The sequence below is a fragment of the Ruegeria sp. AF5 genome (assembly GCF_056541905.1).
On record NZ_JBQFYZ010000022.1, the window covers coordinates 1 to 21,129 of the forward strand.

Sequence of the window (21,129 nt, forward strand, 5' to 3'; positions counted from 1 at the left end):
TCGGCATCATCGCAGAGCCAATGATCCCAAACGCATGTTCAATACCATGCATCTGCAAAACCTTAACAAAGGCCTCTTCCGTCGTCATCTTCATAGGGGTGTTTCCTTATCTTCAGAACGCCAAAGCGTTGGTAAATTAGAGTATTTCGTCTCTGAGGTAATAGCCGACATAGGCTATGCGCTGGCCGAGGCGGCGGAAGGGTGTCAGGATGCCATGGCTGGGCAGCGGGGACGTGAAGATCGGCAGGGCAAAGGCCTTGTCTTTCTTGCCCGCGATCAGCTGTGCCATACGACGCCCGGCCTGAGCCGAGTACATCACGCCGTTGCCACCATATCCCATCGCGTAGAACACGCGCTGTTGCGGGTCTGGTTGAAAGATACGCGGCATCATATCGTGGCTGACATCGACCCAGCCCCACCACGAGTAATCGAGGTTGATATCCGTCAGCGCCGGGAACTTTCGGGCAAGACCCTTTTTCAGAAGCTCCAGATGTCTTTCGTTCTCGGCATCCCGCCCCGTTACCGCGCTGCGGCTGCCGATCTGCATCCGGTTGTCGGGCAATAAACGATAGTAGTGGCGCAAGGTGCGGGTGTCCGTCAGGGGTGATTTGGTCTGAATGCCACACTCATCCAGTTCGGCCTGGGTCAGCGGCCGTGTCACCATCGAGTTTGACAGGATAGGCATCAGGCGGTGCTTTGTGCGCGTGTTCAGGCCCGGTGGGGTATAGCCCGCGGTTGCCAGGGCCACCGTTTTGGCGCGGACGATGCCGCCCGGTGTGCGCAGGTGATGCACGCCGTTTTTCGTCTGCCATCCCATGACCGGACTGCCGGTGTGAATTTTCACCCCCAGACGGCGCGCCATGTTGACGTAGCCGAACGCCAGTTTACCCGCATGGATGCAGGTCCCGTCAGGTTCCCACATGGCACCTGCGGCCTCCATATCGCGCACGTGCTTTTCGTGCAGTTCTTCCCGGGAGAGGATGCGCGAGCCATAGCCGAACACATCGTTGAGCAGCTTGCTCTCTTTCTTGAGGGACGGCATGACCTTGTCGCGATGCGCGATGTAGTAGTGGCCGCCTGGCTGGGGGTCGCAATCGATATCGTCGGTCGCAATCAGATCGTTGAACAGCTGAAACGCTTCTGTGACCTCGGCATGCATGCGCTTGGCCACGTCCGTTCCCCACCGTTCGATCCATTGCGACCGCTTGAGCCGCCCGGATGAAATCTGGGCCTGCCCGCCGTTGCGGGTGGAGCAGCCCCAGGAGACGGTATTTGCTTCTAAAACAACGGCTTGAATGCCATGTTCCTTGGCAAGATGGATGGCGGTGGACAGGCCGGTATACCCCGATCCGATCACCACCACATCTGCATCCATATCGCTGGACACAGGTCCATCATCGGCCGGAGGTGTTCCGGCCGTTCCAATCCAATATGTGGGCGCGTGGTCGCGATTGTGACCCGGACCCGCATCAATGATCGGGTCATATTTGGGGTCATAGCTGGCCTTGGGCCAGTGACGCGGGATGCTGTTATCCACCATTCTTGTTTTTCTCCGAGGCTGCGCGCAGGGCGGCGGATCAGGCTTTGAACATTGGGCGCGTTTTGCGAAGCGCCTGTTTTACAATGATTTTACCGTCACGAACGGTGAACAGATCTGCACCTTCGGCTTCGATCCGCATTCCGTTTGCGTCGGTTCCCGAGAAGGTCCACTCGGATACGGCACGATCACCGTGGACAAAGTGGCTGTGATGGTCCCAATGGGCGTCTTTCATGCCTGCCCAGACGCCCGAAAACGCGGCGGCGATGGCTTCGGCACCTTCAACCTTGTTGCCATATTTCTCGTCACCGGCCACGGTGTAGAACACGCAGTCGTCGGCGAAGTGGGTCATCACGCCGTCGATGTCGTGGCGGTTGAACGCGTCAAACGTATCCGCCAGGTCCTGCGCGGTCAGGGTTTTGTTCATTTTGTACTTCCTTGTCAGTGGGGTTGTTACATTTCGTCCGGGTTCGGAACGATCAGTGTCGGGATCCTCGAGCGCCGCAAAACGCGTTTTGCGACCGTGCCCAGGAAGGTGTGCGAAAAGCCGTGATCATGCGCGCCCAATACGATCAGGTCGCAACCCAGTTCGACCGAGCGGCGCAGGATCACTTCTGCGGGATGGCCGTCAGTCACCTCGACCGAGGTGACCTGATCGCGAATTTTCCCGTCGTCGCCGTCGAACTGCGCCCAGAACTTGGCTTGCCGTTCGGCCAGAACCTTGCGCACCATCTCGTGACGACGCTCAATGGCGGTCTTGCGGGTCTCTTCGTTCATGATGAAGATTTCCATCGTGATCTTGGCGTCGTCCGACAAGGGTTCATTCACGTGTAACACGTGAATCTCCGCCCCGGTGGCCTGCGCGATGCTTGCGGCATGGCGCATGGCGTGACCCGAGTTTTCGGACAGGTCGGTGGCAAACAGGATGTTGGAGACCATCTGTTTCATGTCGTCATCCTTTCAGATCAGTAGCCAAACAGCCGTGGAAGCCACAGCGACAGTTCAGGGAAGAAGGCGATAATGAAGATCGCCACCGTGTTTGCCGCCGCAAAAGGCAGCGCGCGCAACGAGATCTGTTCGATCGAGATGTTCGAGATACCCGATGCGATGAACAGGTTCTCGCCCAGCGGCGGGGTCTGGAACCCGATGCCCAGCGTACAGACCATCACCACGCCAAAGTGGATCGGATCGATACCCACCGAATACGCCACCGGCAGCATTACCGGAACAAGGATCAGGATGGTGGCCAGTGTTTCCATGAACATGCCGACGAACAGCAGGAAGAAGATGATCAGCGCCCAGATTACATAGAGGTTGTCGGTGAAGCTGAGCATCGAATCTGCGATGATCGCCGGGATCTGGTTTTCCACCAAAAGACGTCCGAACACCGTAGCGGTGAACAGGATCAGCAGGACGCGACCGGTCAGCCATGTGGTGGCTTCAAGCGACTGGAACAGCGACTGCCAGGTCAGTTCGCGATAGATGACTACCCCCACGAACAGGGTATAGAAGATCGCGACGATTGCAGCCTCGGTCGGGGTGAAGAAGCCGGTATAGATACCACCCAAGATCACCAGCGGCGCCATCAAAGACCAGAACCCGCGATACATTTCGCAGCCCACATGGCGGATCGACCAGCCTTCGGCGACGCCTTTGTAGCCGCGCTTTTTCGACATGAAGTAGTTCAGGATCAAAAGGCTGGTGGCGATCAGGAAGGCGGGTACAAACCCGGCAATGAACAGTTTCGAAATCGAAACCGACTGGAAGGTGCCGAATTTCTCGACCGCTTCGGGTGGCGGGGCCATACCGAGCGCGGCAATGCCGAAGATCACCATCGGGATGGAGGGAGGAATGATAATCCCGAGGCCGCCAGAGGACGCAGTGATCGCCGAGGCATAGCCGCGCTCATAGCCGCGGTCGATCATTGCCGGGATCATCAGCATCCCAACAGCCGCGGTTGTTGCCGGGCCCGAGCCCGAAATTGCACCAAAGAACAGACAGGCCATGACCGTTGCGGCCGAAATACCACCGGTGAAAGGACCGGCCAGACTTTCGGCAACGTTGATCAGGCGTTTTGAGATACCGGCAGCCTCCATCAGGGCCCCGGCGAGGATAAAGGCTGGCAGCGCCATCAGCGGGAACGAGCCCACGGATGTAAAGGCGATCTGCACGAATTTTATCGGGTTATCGCCCAGATAGAGAAACGAGATCAGCGACGCGACACCCAGCGCCACCGTGATCGGCGCGCCAATGAGCAGCAAGAACAGAAATGATCCAAACAGGACCGTGACGATTTCGGATTCCATGATTTAACCCCCTGCCCTTAGGATTTCTTTGCTGCTTCGGTCGCAGCTTTGATTTCGTCGAGGTCGATCTGATCGGGATCGTGAATGTCCTCGCCTTTGACAAGGCGTAGGTAATTCACCTGAATGATGCGGACGGTCATCAGCGCAAACGCGATGGGCAGCACCATGTAGATATACTTCATCTCGACACCCAGGGTCTGGGATTTCCAGAACTTGTTCATCTTGTTGAAGACAAAATCTGTCGCCAGATAGAGGAAGTAGACATTGAAGAAGAGCCAGAAGAGATCGGCGAAGGCTTCGATGTACTTGATCGCCCCCTCAGGCAGGAACTTGAACTGGAATGTCACGCGGTTATGCGCCCCTTTCAAGGCGGCGTAACTTGCGCCGAAATAGACGAACCATACGAACATGTAGACCGAGAGTTCTTCGATCCAGCTGACCGAAAAGCCGAAGACTTCGCGCGCGATGATCTGCACGAATAAAAGGCAGACAAAGCCGGATAAGAGTATCCGGCAGATGACACTTTCTATGTTGTCCAGAAATTTCCAGAACATGTGGTTTCACTCCTCCCTGAGATGAGAAGAGCGCCGTGGCGCTCTTCCCGGTATCGCTCTGCGGCGATTATTGCTGCACCGGCTCGCGGCCAATGGCTTCCAGAACGGTGTTCAGTTTTTCGACGCCACCGATGGAGTCGTAGAACTGGGGCCATACGGCACCTGTCGCCAGTTCGATGAACTCGGCTTCGTCGTTTTCGGGATCGATGATCTCCATACCTTTGGCGGTCAGCTCTTCCTTTATGGCGGCTTCGGAATCCCGCAGGAACTGTGCGGATGCCAGGGTGGCTTCCTGTCCCGCTTCAAGGATAATTGCCTGATCTTCTGCGGACAGGTCCTGGAAGACCGCTTCTGAAACGATGAGCGGTTCGATCGAGAAGATGTAACGCAGGTTGGTGACGTGGTCCTGAACCTCGTAGAACTTCATCGCGTTGATGGTCAGGTAAGGGTTGTCCTGCCCGTCAACCACCTTGGTTTGCAGACCAGTGAAGGTTTCCGACCAGGCCATTGGCGTCGGGTTGATGCCCCATGCCTTGTAGGTTTCGATCATGATCTCGTTCTTGGGAACGCGGATGACCAGATCCTGAAGGTCGGCAACCGATTTGACCGGCTTTTTCGAGTTGGTCAAGCGACGGAAACCGGTATAGGTCCAGCCGATGATGCGCACGCCGGCATCACGGATGGTGTTTTCGACCAGTTCCTGACCGATTGGGCCCTGAGTCAGCTTTTCGGCATCTTCCAGGCTGAGGATCACGTAAGGCAGCGTGAAAACACCGACCGAGGGCGAGAACGGCGTGATGTTATTGATCGCCAGCAGCGACATATCCAGCGTGCCGATCGCCGCCTCGTTCACGGTGTCCTGTTCGGACCCCAGCTGACCGTTCAGGAACAGCGTGGCGGTGTGGGCACCGCCCGATTTCTCTTCCAGCGCCTTGACGAAGGCGATGCCCAGAGCTTCCTGTGCGCTTCCTGCGCTATCGCCCACCGCGATCTTGAAGTTCTTCGCATCAGCCGCGCCTGCGACCATCAGTGCAGCAACGGAAACGGCGGCGCTGATGGTGCCAAGCTTTTTGATAAATGACATGGATGTCCTCCCATTTGTCGTGTTTCGAGGTGCGCGATGGCCTGGGGAGAAGGTGGCCAGTCCGATTCTGCCTCGGCCACAAGAGGCTATCTTGCCAACATGGTTTCGTCGTTGTTAATATTTGCGCGAAAGGTTTCACAAATGTCGAACTTATAATATGAGACAGAACCCACTGGCCACCCGCATCGGGGACACGGACATTCGCCTTCTTCGGGTTTTCAAAACCGTTGCGGAAAGCGGAGGGTTTTCGGCAGCAGAAATTGAGCTCAACATCGGGAAATCAACAATCTCGAAACACATATCGGATCTGGAGCTTCGGCTGGATCTGAAGCTGTGCAACCGTGGCCCGGCGGGTTTTTCCCTGACTGAAGACGGCGAGAAAGTGCTGGCCGCGACAGAAGACCTGCTGATTTCGGTTTCGCAGTTCAGAACCGAAGTCAACGAGATCAAGCAGCAACTGGCAGGAAGTATCCGCGTGGCGCTGTTCGATCAATGCACCACGAACCCAGAAGCGCGCCTTGCCCGCGCCATTCACAGGTTCAACGAAGCCGCCCCTGCCATCCAGATCGAGTTGTCGATTGAACCGCCCAACGTCATTGAGACCATGGTTATCAGCGGGCAGCTGGATGTCGGGATCATCGCCCTGCACCGCCCCTCGGCAAGCCTGCATTATGCGCCGCTTTATGGGGAAAACATGTTTCTGTATTGCGGGCAGGCCAATCCGTTGTTCAGCCAGTCCGCTGACACGCTGAGCTTGCGGGACATTCAGGCCTTCAACTATGCGGGTCTGAACGTGAACTCGCCCAACCTGATCTACGGCCAGCAACTGGGGTTTCGGCGCGCCGCCAAAGTGCAAAACGAACAAGCCCTTGCAATACTTATTCTGTCAGGCAGCTATCTGGGCTTTCTTCCGGACCATCTGGCGCAGGAATTTGTTGATAAGGGGCTTATGAGGCAGGTGATGCCGCAGGACATCAAATACAGAACGCGCTTTGCGGCAGTGACGCGGAAACAGCCGGATCCGACACGCGCGGCCAAACTGTTTCTGGAAACCCTGCTGAGCGTCCATTCCGAAGTGCCCTGAGCCCGGCCTCGCCGCCTGTTTGCGCGTGGCACCCCGCAAGAGGATTTGTTCACCGAAGGCATGCGCCAACCGGGTGCGCGCGGCCACGCTTGTCCTGTCCACTCGGGCGTAAGGCATGAGGAAAATGGGTCCAAAACGTCTGATTGAAAACAAGTTTGACTTGGCAATTCCAGTTTGATTTCAATCAGCAAAGACCCACACCTCTTGCCCCCAGACAACCGGAGAGCCGCATGTCATCCGACCCTGTTGCCGCCTTGCGCACTCAAACCGATCACGAGGCGCTATCATGAGCCGCGATGCCTTGCTGCAACCTTATCAGCTAAAGCACCTGACGCTGAAGAACCGGATCATGACGACCAGTCACGAACCCGCCTATCCCGAAGATGGGATGCCGACGGAACGTTATCGTGCCTATCACGAGGTGCGGGCCAAAGCGGGGGTTGCGATGACCATGACGGCGGGGTCGGCCGTTGTCAGCCGCGACAGCCCGCCTGCGTTCAACAATATCCTAGCTTACAAGGACGAGGTAGTCCGCTGGATGGCGGAGCTGACGGATGCCTGCCATGCCCATGGCTGTGCGGTGATGATCCAGCTGACCCATCTGGGGCGGCGCACGGGCTGGAACAAGGGTGACTGGCTGCCATCCCTGTCGCCGTCGCACGACCGGGAACCGGCGCACCGGGCCTTTGCCAAGAAGATGGAAGATTTCGACATCGCGCGGATTGTGACCGATTACGCCGATGCTGCCGAACGGATGCAGGCCGCCGGGCTGGATGGAATTGAATTGCAGGCCTATGGCCATCTGATCGATCAGTTCTGGTCGCCGATGACCAATCGGATGGACGCGCCTTTTGGGGGCAATCTGGACAACCGGTTGCGCTTTGGCTTCATGGTTCTGGATGCAATCCGCGACCGCGTCGGGCGCGATTTCATCATAGGGGTCCGTTACACCGCCGACGAGGTGGAAAAGGGCGGCATCACCGAAGCGGAAGGGCTGGAGATTGCCCGAAGGCTGCGTGACAGTGGTCAGGTCGATTTCCTGAACATTATTCGCGGGCGTATTCATACCGACCCGGCCATGACGGACGTGATCCCGGTTCAGGGCATGAAAAGCGCACCCCATCTGGATTTCGCCGGGCGCGTGAGGGCCGAGGTTGGGATGCCGACCTTTCACGCCGCGCGCATTCCCGATGTGGCAACGGCACGGCATGCGGTGGCCTCGGGACTGCTGGACATGGTCGGCATGACCCGCGCACATATGGCCGATCCGATGATCGTTGCCAAAATCCGGGCCGGACGGGAAGAGGACATCCGGCCTTGCGTTGGCGCCACCTATTGTCTTGACCGCATTTATCAGGCGGGTGAGGCGCTGTGCATCCACAACCCGGCCACCGGGCGCGAATTGTCGATGCCGCATGTGATCCCTGCTGCTGAAACGCGCCGCCGCGCGGTGATTGTGGGCGCAGGCCCCGGCGGGCTTGAGGCCGCGCGGGTCGCGGCCGAGCGCGGGCATGACGTCACCGTTCTTGAGGCCGCGCCCGAACCCGGCGGTCAGGTGCGGCTGACCGCGCAATCCCGACGCCGGTCCGAGATGATCGGAATCATCGACTGGCGCATGGCCCAATGCGCGGCGCGCGACGTGACATTTCGGTTCAACACCTTTGCGGACGCCGATGCTGTAACCGCGCTTGCGCCGGACATGGTGGTGATCGCAACCGGCGGGTTGCCCGAGGTGACGGTTCTGGAGGCGGGCAACGATCTGGCGGTTACTGCCTGGGATATCCTGACCGGTGATGTGCGCCCCGGCGACAATGTCCTTATCTATGACGATGCGGGGGATCACCCGGCCCTGATGGCGGCTGAGGCTATCGCAAAAGCGGGCGGGCGGGTAGAAATCATGACCCGCGACCGAAGTTTTGCCCCCGAAATCATGGGAATGAACCTGGTGCCCTACATGCGGGCCCTGCAAAAGACCGGAGCCGTGTTCACAGTCGCCCGGACGCTGAAATCACTGGTGCGATCAGGCAATCAGCTGGAGGCAGCCATTGGAACGGATTACTCGGACCTGACAGAAAAGCGCCTGTATGATCAGGTGGTTGTCAATCAGGGTGTTTTGCCGCTGGATGATCTGTACTTCGACCTGAAACCGCTGTCGCGCAACCTGGGCGCCGTGGATTATGAAGCGCTGGTTAGCGGGTCCGGCCCCGTGTTTCCGCAATCTGTCCCAGAGGCCGGGTTTGATCTGTACCGGATCGGAGATGCCGTTTCATCACGTAACACGCATGCCGCCATTTACGATGCGCTGCGCTTGGGGCTTCGGTGGTGAGATCAATGAAGCACACCACAAGCAGCCTTTCACCTGACAGTCAGTCAAAGGACCGGACATGAGCAACACAGAGGTCATCGAAACCGTTTGGATTCCCATGCCGGACGGCGCAAAACTTGCGGCCCGGCTTTGGCTGCCCGGATCGGCGCGAACAACGCCTGTTCCCTGTGTTCTGGAATACATCCCCTATCGCCGCCGGGATCGCACCCGGATGCGGGATGAAAGTATGCATCCGCATTTCGCCGCGGCGGGCTATGCGTCGATCCGGGTAGATATCCGCGGTTATGGCGACAGCGACGGGATTCCCGAAGACGAGTATTCGCATCAGGAGATTCAGGATGGGCACGACATCATCCAGTGGATTGCCGATCAGGACTGGTGCGACGGAAATGTCGGAATGTTCGGCAAAAGCTGGGGGGCGTATAACGCCTTTCAGGTGGCCGCGACCCGCCCGCCTGCGCTGAAGGCGATTGCGCCGGTGATGGGAACGGATGACCGCTGGCGCGAGGATATTCACTTTTACGGCGGCTGTCTGGCCAATGACAATTTCTGGTGGGGCTCGATCATGCAGCTGTACAATGCCATGCCGCCCGACCCCGAGATTGTGGGCGCGGATCGCTGGATCGACATGTGGCGCGCACGGTTGGAGGGGGTCGAATTCTGGCCCGCCATGTGGCTGGAACATCAGACCCATGATGACATGTGGCGGCGCGGCTCGATCTGCGAAAACTATGCGGATGTCGATGTGCCGGTGTATTTCTTTGGCGGATGGATGGACCTGTATCGCGACACGCCGTTCCGCATCGCGGAACACCTGAGCGGGCCGGTCAAGATCCTGATGGGCCCCTGGGCGCATCTGTATCCGCAAGAAGGGGTGCCGGGGCCCCGGGTCGATTTCGTCGGCGAGGTAATCCGGTTCTGGGACCATTGGCTGAAGGGGATCGACACCGGCCTGATGGACGAGCCGCCGCTGCGGTTTTTCCTGCAAGACAGTGCCGCCCCGTCCGGAACTCATGTACACCGCGAGGGGCGGTGGATCGAAGAGCCGAGCTGGCCATCGCCAAATGTCAAGGACCAGCCCTTGTGGCTGAATGACGGAACGCTGGACGCCTCCACCGGGTCGGGCGGGGAGATGTCGGTCTGTTCGCCACAGAATTTCGGGGCCGCAGCGGGCGACATGTGTTCCTTTGCAATACCCGGAGATATGGCAGCAGATTGCCGGATCGAGGCCGCAGGGGCGCTGCAATTCAAAGCAAAGCCCTTGGAAAAGCCCATAGATATTCTGGGCCAGCCCTCGGTAGACCTGACAGTTTCTGCCGATCGGGCGCAGGGCTTTGTTGCGGCCCTGCTGGTGGATGAGGCCCCGGACGGCGCACAGACGCTGATTGCACGCGGGTTCTGCAACCTGACGCACCGGATCAGCGACACTGAACCGACACCGATTACACCCGGCGAAGATTTGCACGTGACTGTCCCGCTTTATGGAACCGGTTATCGGGTATTGGCGGGTCATCGCATCGTTCTGCAAATCGCGTCTGCCTATTGGCCGGTTCTGTGGCCAGCGCCGGAGCCGGTTACGCTGACGATCCGACCCGGCACGTCGCGGCTGATCCTGCCCACGCGCAGCCAGCGAGATGACGCGCCAGCCCCACGCCCGCTGCCGGAACCTCAGGGTTCCGACGTCGCCCCGCGGAAGACGAACGTTCGCTCCGGCTCGATGGAGCGTTCGGTTCACACCGATCTGACCAATGGCGCGGTGACACACAGGTATTTCCTTGACGGGGGTGTCTTTGGGCCGGTGGGCGATATTCGCCTTGACGATATCGGCACGGTGCTGAGCGATATGTCGGATCGACGCTATACCATCCAGCCGGGTGATCCGTTGTCGGCAGTGGCCACAATGGAGCAAACCGCCGGTTTCGACCGCGAAGGGTGGTCAGCCAAGATCTGGACCCATTCCGAACAAAGGGCGACAGCGACCGAATTTCACCTGACCGCTCGCCTAAAGGCGTGGTCGGGTGCCGATCTGATCTTTGAGGACGAACAGTCTTATGTCATCCCCCGCAACGGGATGTAGGCGCAGAATGTTTTACAGACCTGCCCGTCTTGAGGTGTGTGGGTTCACAGGATCGAAACTGTTCAGGGCGCTCATCCGGGGACAACTTGCATCAATCGGAACCGATCTTTGAGCGAGATTGCAAAATCCTGTAGCAAGGGCGCAAGAAAGCAGGATGAAGGAGTGTTGCCATGACGAGTTTTTCCGAAAACCTGCGCGCCCTGCGGCATGAGTTTCACCGTAACCCCGAGCTTGGCTTTCAGGAGGACTGGACCAAGGCCCGGATCGCCGATCACCTGAGAAGCCTTGGCATCGAGGTGCATGAAGGTGTCGGCGTTGTTGGTGTTCTGCGCGCGGGCCATGGCAACCGGTCCATCGGTCTGCGCGCGGATTTCGACGCGCTGCCCATTACCGAAGCCAACAGCTTTGCCTACAAGTCTCGGAACCCGGGCGTGATGCATGCCTGCGGCCATGACGGCCATACGACGATGCTGCTGGGCGCGGCCGAGCTTTTGGCCAGGGATCAGGGCTTTGACGGCACCGTTGTCTTCCTGTTCCAGCCCAACGAGGAGCACGGGCTGGGCGCGCGGGCGATGATTGAGGAAGGCGTCCTGCGGGATTTTCCGATTGACGAAATCTATGGCGCGCACAATCTGCCGGGCGAACCCGTCGGGCGGGTTTCAACCCGCGCCGGTGTCATTTGTTGCAGCGAAAGCCTATTCGAGATCACCATCACCGGTCAGGGCGGTCATGCTTCGATGCCCCATGTCGGGCGCGAGACACTTACGCCCGCAGCAGAGCTTGTTCTGGCCTTGCAAACCATCGTTTCGCGTAAGCTTGCCCCGGCGTCTGGCGCGGTCGTTTCCGTGACCGAGTTCATCACCGATGGGCAGCGCAACGTCCTGCCAAGCCGAACGGTGTTGAAAGGGGACGCACGGGCGATGTCCCCCGATGACCGCGCGCGGATTGAACACCATATGCGGCAGATCGCGGCGGGCGTGGCGGAAAGCCACGGTGTCGCGGTGACGGTGGAATTCCGGACCGAATTCATCGAGGCAATCAACGATACCGACGCCGCAACCCATGTGGTTTCAGCAGCAAAAACGCTGGGTCTGGAGGTTGACGGCGACCGGACCGCCATGTCGTTTTCCGAGGATTTCGCGGAATTTGCGGCTGCGGTTCCGGGGTGTTTTCTGCTGATCGGCAATGGAACCGAGGGGTCGAATGGCCGCCCCCTGCACGCGGACGATTATGATTTCAACGACGCGCTGCTGCCATTGGGGGCAAATCTGTGGGCCGAACTGGTGCGGCAACGTCTGCCAGTTCCCACCTGAATGCGCGGGTCGATCCTTGGATTTTCCGGGTCGCCGTTCAGGTCGTGCTAAAATTCGCCCACGGATGCCGGACTTTTCCAGAATGATCAGCGTGCCGCTTCGGTGGACACGCGTGCCGAACCCGACCATTCAGCACCGGATGCGCCGGTCAGGAACCCATCGCTTAGCCTTATACCGGGATCGGCGGCGCGCAGCGCATGTTCCAGATCGCCCCGGTCAAGTTGCCCATCCAGCCGCTGTCGGTAGAGCGCGCAGAGCCTTGGGAACCCCTGAGATTGCGGCGACAGGCGCAGGGCCGCGACGCCCGCGCTTTGCAGCAACTCGATCTGATGATCCGTGCAGGCATAGCTGTCTGACAGGGTCTGCACACCGTTCATGGCCATGAATGGCTGTCCATCGCCGGTCAGCACTTCCAGCCCGTCGGGATCGTTTTCGCAGGCAAACTGGCAATTATCCTTGCTGCGCCCATGCAGGCGCGCGTGGTAACACCGGCCGGAGATGGCCAATGGCAGGCGACCATGGCCCCAAACCTCGACTGCGACACCCAGACTGGCGGCGGCTTGTGCCAGAACCCTGACCGAGGCGATTGGCAGTTCCGGTGGCAGGCAAATGCGGCGCGCGCCACGTGACGCCAGCCATGCCAATGTGCCTTCGTTATAGACATTGATCAGGGGTCCGACATCGAAAGCCGTATTCTGGGGCAGATGCGCCAGCGCGGTCAGATCGTTGATCTCGACCGTGACCCCCAGATCTGCCAGATCGGCGGTCAGTTTCCGTTCGCGCTTGAGCGTGACCAGAGCAAGACTGGTCAGCGCAACCTGTTTGCCAGCCTCAACCAGTCGGGTTATCGCGTCGGGGATCCGGTCCTGATAAAACGGCAGGCGCTTGGAACAAACCAGCTCGCCCAGCACGATGCGATCGACGGAGGCATGGGCCAGATCCCCATAAAAAGTCATCCAGTTCTCGGCGGGCCAGAAAAACTGGTTGGGGCCAACGGTCAGTTCCATCGCGCTATCTCCAGGTCTTTTTGTATGCGCCGGTTGTCATGGCCTGGCCTTCGGACAAACGGGCCAGCATCCCCTCGGGCAGAGGGCGCCCGGCCTCAAGCGCGTCGACAGCGGCACGGAAATTCCGAACCACCTGCGCAACGTAGGATTTCGAGCGCTGGCGCCCTTCGATCTTCAGCGCGGTGACACCGGCCTTCTGCAATTGCGGGATCAGCCGTTCCGCGTTCAGGCTGACCGGGTCTTCGAACAGGTGGCCCGTCTTTTCACCTGCGGAAAAGCACCCTTTGCACAAGGTCGGATAGGGTGCGGGCTGGTTTCGTTCGACCCGGTGGATCAGGTAGCCACCCAGGCGCGTGTTCAACGCGCCCTGATCGTTCTGGTATTCGACATGGCTGGCGGGCGAGCACACGCCGTTCATATTCGGAGACAGCCCGGTGGCATAAGAGGACAGCGAACAACGGCCTTCGGCCATCACGCAAAGCCCGCCGAACACAAAAACCTCGGTCTCGACTTCTGTTTCGGCGTTGATGGCGGCGATTTCGGGAACCGACAGCACGCGCGGCAGGACCACGCGTTTGACGCCGAAGGTTTCGGCATAGAAGTTGATCACATCGGCATTGGCGGCTGCGGCCTGCACGGACAGGTGCCTGCGCAGCCCCGGATGGTTGCGCGCAGCATAATCCAGCAACCCTATATCGGCGAGGATCACGGCATCCGCGCCGCAGGTTTCCGCATCGGCCACCGCGCGGTGCCAGATTGCTTCGCTGCCGGCGCGGGGAAACGTGTTGATCGCGACCAGTACCCTGGCCCCGTGGTCATGGGCAACGGCAACGCCCGCGCGCATTTCGGCCCGGTCGAAGTTCAGACCGGGAAAGTTGCGCGCATTGGTTTCATCATTGAAGCCGCAATAGACCGTATGCGCCCCGGCCTTGACGGCTGCGCGCAAGGCGGCGGGCGTTCCTGCCGGGCAGACGATTTCCATTACCATAGTACAGCGTCTTCCGGTCGGGTCAGGTACAGGCCGGTTCGACGTTCCACCAACGCGATGAGCTGCTTGAGCGGGCGCGCAAGCGGGCCGGAGAGGGTTGCGGCCTCGTGCGCGAGGTCCAGTTCCGCGTCGTCGATTGCATTGCGTAGCGCCAGCGCCGCAGCCGTATCGCCCTCGATCACCAGATCACGCGAAAAGAACAGCGCATCGCCGTCAAACGCGCCGTGAACCAGCCCAAGAAGGGCCGCCAGAGGGCCGGAAATACGCGCAACCCCTGTCCCGCCGCGCCGGGTCAGTGTCACCTTTGGGGCACCGCCATTCGGATCAAGCAGCAGGGCAACAGGCAAATCCGTCGGATCAAGAACGAAAACTGATCTTCCGTATGGGCCAAGCCGTTGAAACATTTCTGGGTTTTTCTTTGCCAACTGGCGCGTGAAGACCGTCAGCGACAGTGACAAGGGGGCAAGCGGCGCTATCCGAAGCGTGGCCGCCAAAGCCGCCGGGCAGCGCGGTATCGTGTTCTCAGGAACGGGCAATGAGACCTCCTGCTGTCTCAACATTGTGACCTTGGATGCCTTCCTAGGACGATCGCGGCAGGGGTGACTTGACGGTTGTCAATTCGACCCCTCGCTTTCGTTGCTAGAGGGTGGACACCACCGTCGGAGCAGCCCCATTCGCACCCTGCCGCAATATCCCAGCCTACGGCATTTCCTGAAATGGTGCGAGGACACCGGACAGTTCAGGCGCATCCCTGATCCGGTTTCCGTACGCCATCAGATGACCGCTGTTCACCGCGCCGTGCTTGAGGCGGGCGGACCGGTTCTGCAATTTGACCACCCGACAGACGTGTCCACTGATCGGCTCGATACCCCGGTCGTCGTCAACCTGTTCGGAACGGCAGAGCGGGTTGCTGCCGGGCTGGGTGTCACACCCGACGGGCTGGACCATCTGGGCGCCTTTCTGGCCGCACTGCGGACCCCGACGCCGCCGGACGGGGTGCGGGACGCGCTGGCCAGATGGCCGATGCTGAAGGCGGCCCTGTCGACCCGACCGAAACTGGTCAGAACGGCCCCGGTTCAAAGCCACTGCCACAGCGGGGCGAATGTGGACCTGACCACACTGCCGGTCCAGACCCACTGGCCCGGTGATGTGGGGCCGTTGATCACATGGCCCGTGGTCCTTACCCGGCCCTACGGCAGCGATGCCAACGCGGCGCAAGGCTATAACGCGGGTGTTTACCGCATTCAGGTGCTAGACCGGAACCGTGTCATCATGCGCTGGCTGCCTCATCGCGGCGGCGCGGCGCATCACAGGAGCTGGGCGAGGTGCGCCGAAAAGATGCCCGTCGCAATTGTGCTGGGCGCAAACCCCGCGACGCTGTTGTCGGCGGCCTTGCCACTGCCAGAGGCGGTATCCGAGCTGACATTTGCCGGAGCCCTGAACCAGAAGCGACCACATCTGATCCCGGCCAGAACCATCCCCCTGCTGGTCCCTGCTGATGCCGAGATTGTTCTGGAAGGTTGGGTTTCACCAAGCGAGACCGCCCCCGAGGGGCCTTTTGGGGATCACACCGGCTATTACAACCCGGCTGAACCCTTTCCAGTGATGCAGGTCAGCGCTGTCACCCATCGGGACGCGCCGCTGTATCTTTCCACCTATACCGGGCGGCCACCGGACGAGCCGTCGATCATTGGCGAGGTGTTCAACCGTCTGGCCTTGCCGACCATCCGCGCGCAAATCCCCGAAATCCACGATCTTTGGCTGCCGCCCGCCGCCTGTTCCTATCGCATCGCAATCGTTGCCATCGACAAACGGTATCCGGGGCAGGCCCGGCGCGTGATGATGGCCCTGTGGGGAATGCTGCCGCAATTCAGCTATACGAAAATGATCATCGCGGTCGATGCCGATATCGATCCCCGAAACTGGGAGGATATTGCCTGGGCGCTTGCCACTCGCATGGACCCGGGCCGGGATGTGATGGTGCTGGACAGGACACCTATGGATTATCTGGATTTTGCATCACCCGAACCCGGTCTGGCCGGAAAAATCGGCATCGACGCGACGACGAAACTGGGCAGTGAAACGCTGCGGGAATGGGGGACTGTGATGCACACCGCGGATGGAGATCACGCCTTTGCAGAAGACCTTGTAAACCGATTGATGCCGGAGCTGAGAGCATGACAAACGCCCGTGTTGTTTTGGGGGTATCCGGTGCGTCAGGCGCGGCGTTGAGCCTTGCCGTGGCCCGGTGCCTGGCGTCATCGGATATCGAGGCCGATCTTGTGGTCAGCGCAGCCGGGATGCGGACCCTTGCGCAGGAATGCGGCCCGGACGCTTTGCCAAACCTGCGGCAACTGGTGACGCGGCATCACCCGAGCGCCGATATCGGTGCCAGCATTGCGTCCGGGTCGGTTCCGGTATCCGGCATGATCGTTGCGCCCTGTTCCATGCGAACGCTTGCCGCAATTGCGCATGGGCTGGACGATAACCTGCTGACGCGCGCCGCCAGTGTTCAGCTCAAGGAACGCAGGCCGTTGGTTTTACTGACACGCGAAGCACCGTTGACGCTGGCCCATTTGCGCAACATGACGGCGGCGGCAGAAATGGGGGCCGTCATCCTGCCCCCGGTTCCTGCATTTTATCTGAAGCCCGACACCCTGATGGATATCGTGTCCCAGATCGCTGCACGCGCGGTGGACTGCCTGCGCATTTGTGACCCGGTGGCGCAAGAGTGGCGCCCGCAATGCGCTGGTGGGTGAGTTCGGACGCCTCCGGCGGGAGTATTTGGAAAAAGATGAAGTCGCCTGAAGTGCCGAGACGAGACATCTTTTGGAGCGTCTTATTGGCCTTGCCTGCCTGTAGACGGGTTATGAGCGTCAGCACCGCAGTCTGGCGCCTGTCGGGTCAAACGGAGCCTCGGCCAGTACGCGCGCCTTGTGCGGTTTGCCGATGACCTGAATGACCACCTCATCGCCCGGCTGTGCCCTGTTTGGGTTGCGGAACCCCAGCGCCAGCGATTTCCCGACCGAATAGCCGAACGCCCCCGACGTGACACGACCCACGGGCGCGCCGTCGGGGGTAAAGATCGGCTCACCCCCGGTTGCGTCGGCATCTGCGGTCACATCCAGTTCGAAGACGGACAGCACCTCGCGCGCGGGGTTGTCCTTGATGGACAGATAGGCGTTTTTGTGCAGGAAATCCTTGTCCAGCTTGATCAGGCCGGCCAGCCCGACCTCTTGCGGCCAGTATTCCTGAGAAAACTCTCGACCCCACGAGCCATAGCCCTTTTCGATCCGCAGCGCCCCCAGCGCGCGCCCGCCCACCGGACCGCCACCACAGTCTTTGGCGGCCTCAAGCAGGGCGGTGTAGAGCGCCACCTGATCCCCCTCGGCGCAGTGCAGTTCCCAGCCCAGATCGCCGGTAAAGCTGACCCGGATGGCCACGCATTCGACGCCGGCGACCGTGATTTTCTGCGACCGCATGAAGCGGAACGCCTCGTTCGACAGATCGGCATTGGTCAGGCGTGCCAGCGCTTCGCGTGACCTGGGGCCTGCGATGTTGAACCCTGCGATGCGGTCGGTGGCGACCTCAAGAGTTGTGCCCTCGGGCATTTCCACCATTTGAAAGAAGCGCTGATGATAGCGTTCGGCCATGCCTGACCCGATCATCATGTATTCATCCTCGGCCAGCTTGGTGATGGTGAAATCGCCCGCCACGCCACCGCGAACCGAGATCAACGGCGTCAGACAGCTGCGCCCCACTTCGGCAGGCACCCGATTGGCCACCAGACGGTCCAGCCAGTCATGGGCACCGGGGCCCTTGATCACGTAATTGGCGAAGTTCGAAATGTCGATCAGGCCCACGCTGTCGCGCAGCATCTGCACCTCTCGGCCCACGGGCTTCCACCAGTTCTGGCGGGTAAAGCCGGTGGTCTCTTCCACCTCGGGCTCATCGGCGAACCAGAGCGGATGTTCCCAGCCGCAATTAAGGCCAAAGACGCAGCCCATCTGCTTCTGCATCTCATAGGCGGGGCGTATACGGGCCGGGCGGCCTGCGCTGCGTTCCTCGTTGGGGAAATGGATCTTGAAGCGGTGGGTGTAGGCATCCCGAACGCGGGCCTTGGTGAATTTCTTGTCGGCCCAGTCGCCAAACCGGGCCAGATCCCAGGCGAACATGTCGTATTGCGGCTCGCCCTCGATCATCCATTGCGCCGCCAGCAGACCCAAGCCCCCGGATTGCGAGAAGCCGGGGATCAGACCGCCGCAGAGGAAATAGTTCTTCAGCTCGGGCACCGGCCCCCAGAGCATGTTGGCGTCGGGCGACCAGATCATCGGGCCGTTGATCACGCGTTTCACCCCGGCAGTGGCCGCAACTGGCACGCGTTCGGTGGCGCGGATGACGTTTTCCATGATCCGGTCCAGATCGTCGGGGAACAAATCATGCGCGAAGTCGAGCGGCGTGCCGTCCTCGGCCCAGAACTTCATATCTTTCTCATAGGCCCCGATCAGAAGGCCGTTGCCTTCCTGCCGGAAGTAATATTCGCCGTCGCGGTCAGCGATCGAGGGCAAACGACGGCCCAGACTGGCGACCTCGTCGATGCTTTCGGTCACGAAATACTGATGCTCGGTCGGTTGCAGCGGCAGGGTCAGACCCGCAAGCGCCGCCACCTCGCGCCCCCAGAGACCGGCGGCGTTGACAACCCACTGGGTGTGAATGTCGCCTTTGGGCGTGCGCACGATCCAGCTGCCGTCGGGTTGTTGTTCGGTTCCCGTCACCGGGCAGAACCGTTCGATGGTGGCCCCCATGGCGCGGGCCCCGGCGGCATAGGCGTGCGGCACGCCCGACGGGTCGACATTGCCGCCATCGGGTTCATACATGATGCAGCGGATGTCATCGAACTGCGCCAGCGGGTGCAGTTCCTTGGCTTCTTCACGGCTGACTTCGTAGAAGTTCAGACCATAAAACCGGGCTTTCGCCTCTTGCAGGCGCAACTGCTGCTCACGCTCTTCGGTCTGGGCCAGATAGAGCGAGCCGGGCTGGAATACGCCGCAGCTTTGGCCGGTTTCCTGTTCCAGCTGTTTATACAGATTCATCGTATAATGCTGGATACGGGTGATGTTGTTGTTGTCGTGCAACCCGTGGATATTCGCCGCTGCGTGCCAGGTCGAGCCGGAGGTCAACTCATTCCGTTCCAGCAGGACAACGTCGGTCCAGCCAAGCTTGGCCAGATGGTACAGGATCGAACAGCCCGCAAGGCCCCCTCCGATCACGACAGCTTGTGCATGAGTTTTCATGAGTGCATGTCCCTTGGTCCGCCGTAGCTCAGGTGGCGATTTCTTTCATGACAGCCAGAAATCTGGCGATTTCGCCGATTGAGTTGTAGTGGCACATCGAGACCCGGACGCAGGCGTCATAACCCAGCGGTGTCAATATGTTGCCAGAGTAATGGTCGGCTTTGCGCAAATGGGTGCGAATACTTTCATCGTTCAGCCGTTTGACGACATCTGCCGAGGCCACACCCTGAACGCGAAGCGACACCAGCCCTTCGCGTGCGGGGTTGTCGGCACCGCCCAGAATGGTGACCTTCTCCATCTCGGCCAGACCGCTCAGGTTGCCGGTGCCGTGGATCATCGCGTCGGTCAGCGCCTTTTCCTGCGCGTGGATGGCTTCGCCCGCTGCCAGAAATCTGGCACGCCGGTCGGTGGCGTCGCTGACTTGACTGCCAAGCCATTCGAAATAAGACACAACGTCGGACATGGTCGCATAAGCCCCGGTGTCGCGCGTGCCCATTTCCCAGTTATCTGCCGGGCCGTCCAAAAGGGCATTGTGTTCAAGTCGGGTCAGCCGGTCGGAAATCCACGCCACACCGTAGCCATGACGCGAAAACATCTTGTAGGGCGAGATCACGTAGCCGTCGACGTCATACGCGCTGAGGTCGATCTGGCCATGGGCGGCGTGCTGGATGCCATCGACAATGATGAAACAGTCTGGCGCCACGGCGCGGATCGCCTGCGAAACAGCGGCCACATCGACGCCCATGCCCGTCACCGGTGAGGTGTGCAGGATTGTCGCCACTTTGGTGTCGGGGGTGACGGCCGCAGCATAGGCGTCGGCTGTCACGGTGCCGGTATCGTCATCGTGGGGCACCAGCACATGGGTCTGCCCGGCGATGCGAGCCCAACGATCACAGGCTGACCGTGTGGCGGGGTGTTCCAGTGTCGATCCCAGCACAACGCCCGGACCGGTTCCCAGACAGGCGTTCATGATCAGCCGGAACAGAAGTTCGGTGCCGCTTTCACCGACAAAGAACTGACCACCGGGTGCATTCATGAAATCCCGCATATCGGCCTTGGCCGCGTTGATCGTGGCAACCAGCGCATGAGACCCCGGATTGTCGCGCCCTTGATTGTCGGGGATTGCGGCATGACGCGCCGAGCTGTCCAGCACGGATTTCAGTGTCAAAGCCCCACCGGCGTTTTCGAAAAATATCCGCTCGCCCTGTTCGGGGCAGTGATCGATCTGGGCAAAACGGTTGCGGATCTGGTTCAGCAGGTTTTCCGAAATTTGACTCATGAAAAGCGGCACCTTTGTGTTTTGTGAACGTATGATGTTTCAGACAAGCCTAAGATGGTTTCCCCGCAGGGCTGGCCAAATCTCCCGTAACCGTGCGGATGGTTCAACATGTGCTTCATTCCCGAGCGGCCCTTATTCCGACTATGGCGTCGAGGGCGCGGTATCTTGTTCTTTTGCGACGTAAATACAGTCACGTCTGCGACACGGCGTGTTGAGTAGGCCAGAATACCCGCCCCATGTGTCGGGGCGAACCTGCCTTTGAGGCAGACAGCCATCCGAC

At 60.1% G+C, this 21,129-nt stretch carries 17 protein-coding genes; 6 read left to right on the plus strand and 11 right to left on the minus strand.

What is annotated here, in order from left to right:
• Positions 1-136: 136 nt before the first annotated feature.
• From ACR0DS_RS18760 to ACR0DS_RS18785, 6 genes are all read right to left on the minus strand, one after another.
• A complete protein-coding gene (locus ACR0DS_RS18760) occupies positions 137-1,540 on the minus strand; it encodes an NAD(P)/FAD-dependent oxidoreductase (protein ID WP_480560671.1) in 1,404 nt (467 codons plus the stop codon).
• 37 nt (positions 1,541-1,577) lie between these two features.
• Positions 1,578-1,964 carry a nuclear transport factor 2 family protein gene (locus ACR0DS_RS18765; protein ID WP_480560669.1) on the minus strand — a complete coding sequence of 129 codons (387 nt, stop codon included), beginning with the start codon at positions 1,962-1,964 and terminating at the stop codon, positions 1,578-1,580.
• A gap of 26 nt (positions 1,965-1,990) precedes the next feature.
• A complete protein-coding gene (locus ACR0DS_RS18770) occupies positions 1,991-2,485 on the minus strand; it encodes a universal stress protein (protein ID WP_480496051.1) in 495 nt (164 codons plus the stop codon).
• A gap of 17 nt (positions 2,486-2,502) precedes the next feature.
• Positions 2,503-3,843, minus strand: a complete 1,341-nt coding sequence (locus tag ACR0DS_RS18775; protein WP_480496053.1) for a TRAP transporter large permease — start codon at positions 3,841-3,843, stop codon at positions 2,503-2,505.
• A gap of 17 nt (positions 3,844-3,860) precedes the next feature.
• A complete protein-coding gene (locus ACR0DS_RS18780; RefSeq protein WP_480496055.1) occupies positions 3,861-4,397 on the minus strand; it encodes a TRAP transporter small permease in 537 nt (178 codons plus the stop codon).
• A 67-nt stretch (positions 4,398-4,464) separates the two neighbouring features.
• The gene (locus tag ACR0DS_RS18785; RefSeq protein WP_480560667.1) at positions 4,465-5,481 is read right to left on the minus strand and encodes a TRAP transporter substrate-binding protein; all 1,017 of its coding nucleotides are present in this window, start codon (positions 5,479-5,481) and stop codon (positions 4,465-4,467) included.
• Between the two features lie 157 nt (positions 5,482-5,638).
• Here ACR0DS_RS18785 and ACR0DS_RS18790 point away from each other — a divergent pair, with 157 nt between their 5' ends.
• The 4 genes from ACR0DS_RS18790 to ACR0DS_RS18805 all read left to right on the plus strand — a co-directional run bounded on the left by ACR0DS_RS18790 (position 5,639) and on the right by ACR0DS_RS18805 (position 12,281).
• The gene (locus ACR0DS_RS18790) at positions 5,639-6,565 is read left to right on the plus strand and encodes a LysR family transcriptional regulator (RefSeq protein WP_480560665.1); all 927 of its coding nucleotides are present in this window, start codon (positions 5,639-5,641) and stop codon (positions 6,563-6,565) included.
• A 286-nt stretch (positions 6,566-6,851) separates the two neighbouring features.
• A complete protein-coding gene (locus ACR0DS_RS18795) occupies positions 6,852-8,891 on the plus strand; it encodes an oxidoreductase (protein ID WP_480560663.1) in 2,040 nt (679 codons plus the stop codon).
• Positions 8,892-8,949: 58 nt separating this feature from the next.
• Positions 8,950-10,968 carry a CocE/NonD family hydrolase gene (locus tag ACR0DS_RS18800; protein ID WP_480560661.1) on the plus strand — a complete coding sequence of 673 codons (2,019 nt, stop codon included), beginning with the start codon at positions 8,950-8,952 and terminating at the stop codon, positions 10,966-10,968.
• Between the two features lie 170 nt (positions 10,969-11,138).
• The gene (locus tag ACR0DS_RS18805) at positions 11,139-12,281 is read left to right on the plus strand and encodes an amidohydrolase (protein ID WP_480560659.1); all 1,143 of its coding nucleotides are present in this window, start codon (positions 11,139-11,141) and stop codon (positions 12,279-12,281) included.
• An 86-nt stretch (positions 12,282-12,367) separates the two neighbouring features.
• Here the strand turns inward: ACR0DS_RS18805 and ubiV are convergent, their stop codons facing one another.
• From ubiV to ubiT, 3 genes are read right to left on the minus strand one after another with little or no spacing between them, the layout of a single operon-like run.
• Positions 12,368-13,288 carry a ubiquinone anaerobic biosynthesis protein UbiV gene (ubiV, locus tag ACR0DS_RS18810; RefSeq protein ID WP_480560658.1) on the minus strand — a complete coding sequence of 307 codons (921 nt, stop codon included), beginning with the start codon at positions 13,286-13,288 and terminating at the stop codon, positions 12,368-12,370.
• 4 nt (positions 13,289-13,292) lie between these two features.
• A complete protein-coding gene (gene ubiU, locus ACR0DS_RS18815; RefSeq protein ID WP_480560676.1) occupies positions 13,293-14,270 on the minus strand; it encodes a ubiquinone anaerobic biosynthesis protein UbiU in 978 nt (325 codons plus the stop codon).
• Positions 14,270-14,812 carry a ubiquinone anaerobic biosynthesis accessory factor UbiT gene (ubiT, locus tag ACR0DS_RS18820; RefSeq protein ID WP_480560656.1) on the minus strand — a complete coding sequence of 181 codons (543 nt, stop codon included), beginning with the start codon at positions 14,810-14,812 and terminating at the stop codon, positions 14,270-14,272. The genes ubiU and ubiT overlap by 1 nt, the downstream gene beginning before the upstream one ends.
• Positions 14,813-14,948: 136 nt before the next feature.
• Here ubiT and ACR0DS_RS18825 point away from each other — a divergent pair, with 136 nt between their 5' ends.
• Positions 14,949-16,457 carry a UbiD family decarboxylase gene (locus ACR0DS_RS18825; protein WP_480560675.1) on the plus strand — a complete coding sequence of 503 codons (1,509 nt, stop codon included), beginning with the start codon at positions 14,949-14,951 and terminating at the stop codon, positions 16,455-16,457.
• A complete protein-coding gene (locus ACR0DS_RS18830; RefSeq protein ID WP_480560654.1) occupies positions 16,454-17,035 on the plus strand; it encodes a UbiX family flavin prenyltransferase in 582 nt (193 codons plus the stop codon). The genes ACR0DS_RS18825 and ACR0DS_RS18830 overlap by 4 nt, the downstream gene beginning before the upstream one ends.
• A 117-nt stretch (positions 17,036-17,152) precedes the next feature.
• On the opposite strand, the gene ACR0DS_RS18835 is transcribed toward ACR0DS_RS18830, so the two are convergent.
• Both ACR0DS_RS18835 and ACR0DS_RS18840 read right to left on the minus strand, forming a co-directional pair.
• On the minus strand, positions 17,153-19,570 hold the full coding sequence (locus ACR0DS_RS18835; RefSeq protein ID WP_480560652.1) for a GcvT family protein: 2,418 nt from the start codon (positions 19,568-19,570) through the stop codon (positions 17,153-17,155).
• Positions 19,571-19,598: 28 nt separating this feature from the next.
• Positions 19,599-20,849, minus strand: a complete 1,251-nt coding sequence (locus ACR0DS_RS18840; RefSeq protein WP_480560650.1) for an aminotransferase class V-fold PLP-dependent enzyme — start codon at positions 20,847-20,849, stop codon at positions 19,599-19,601.
• Positions 20,850-21,129 lie beyond the last annotated feature (280 nt).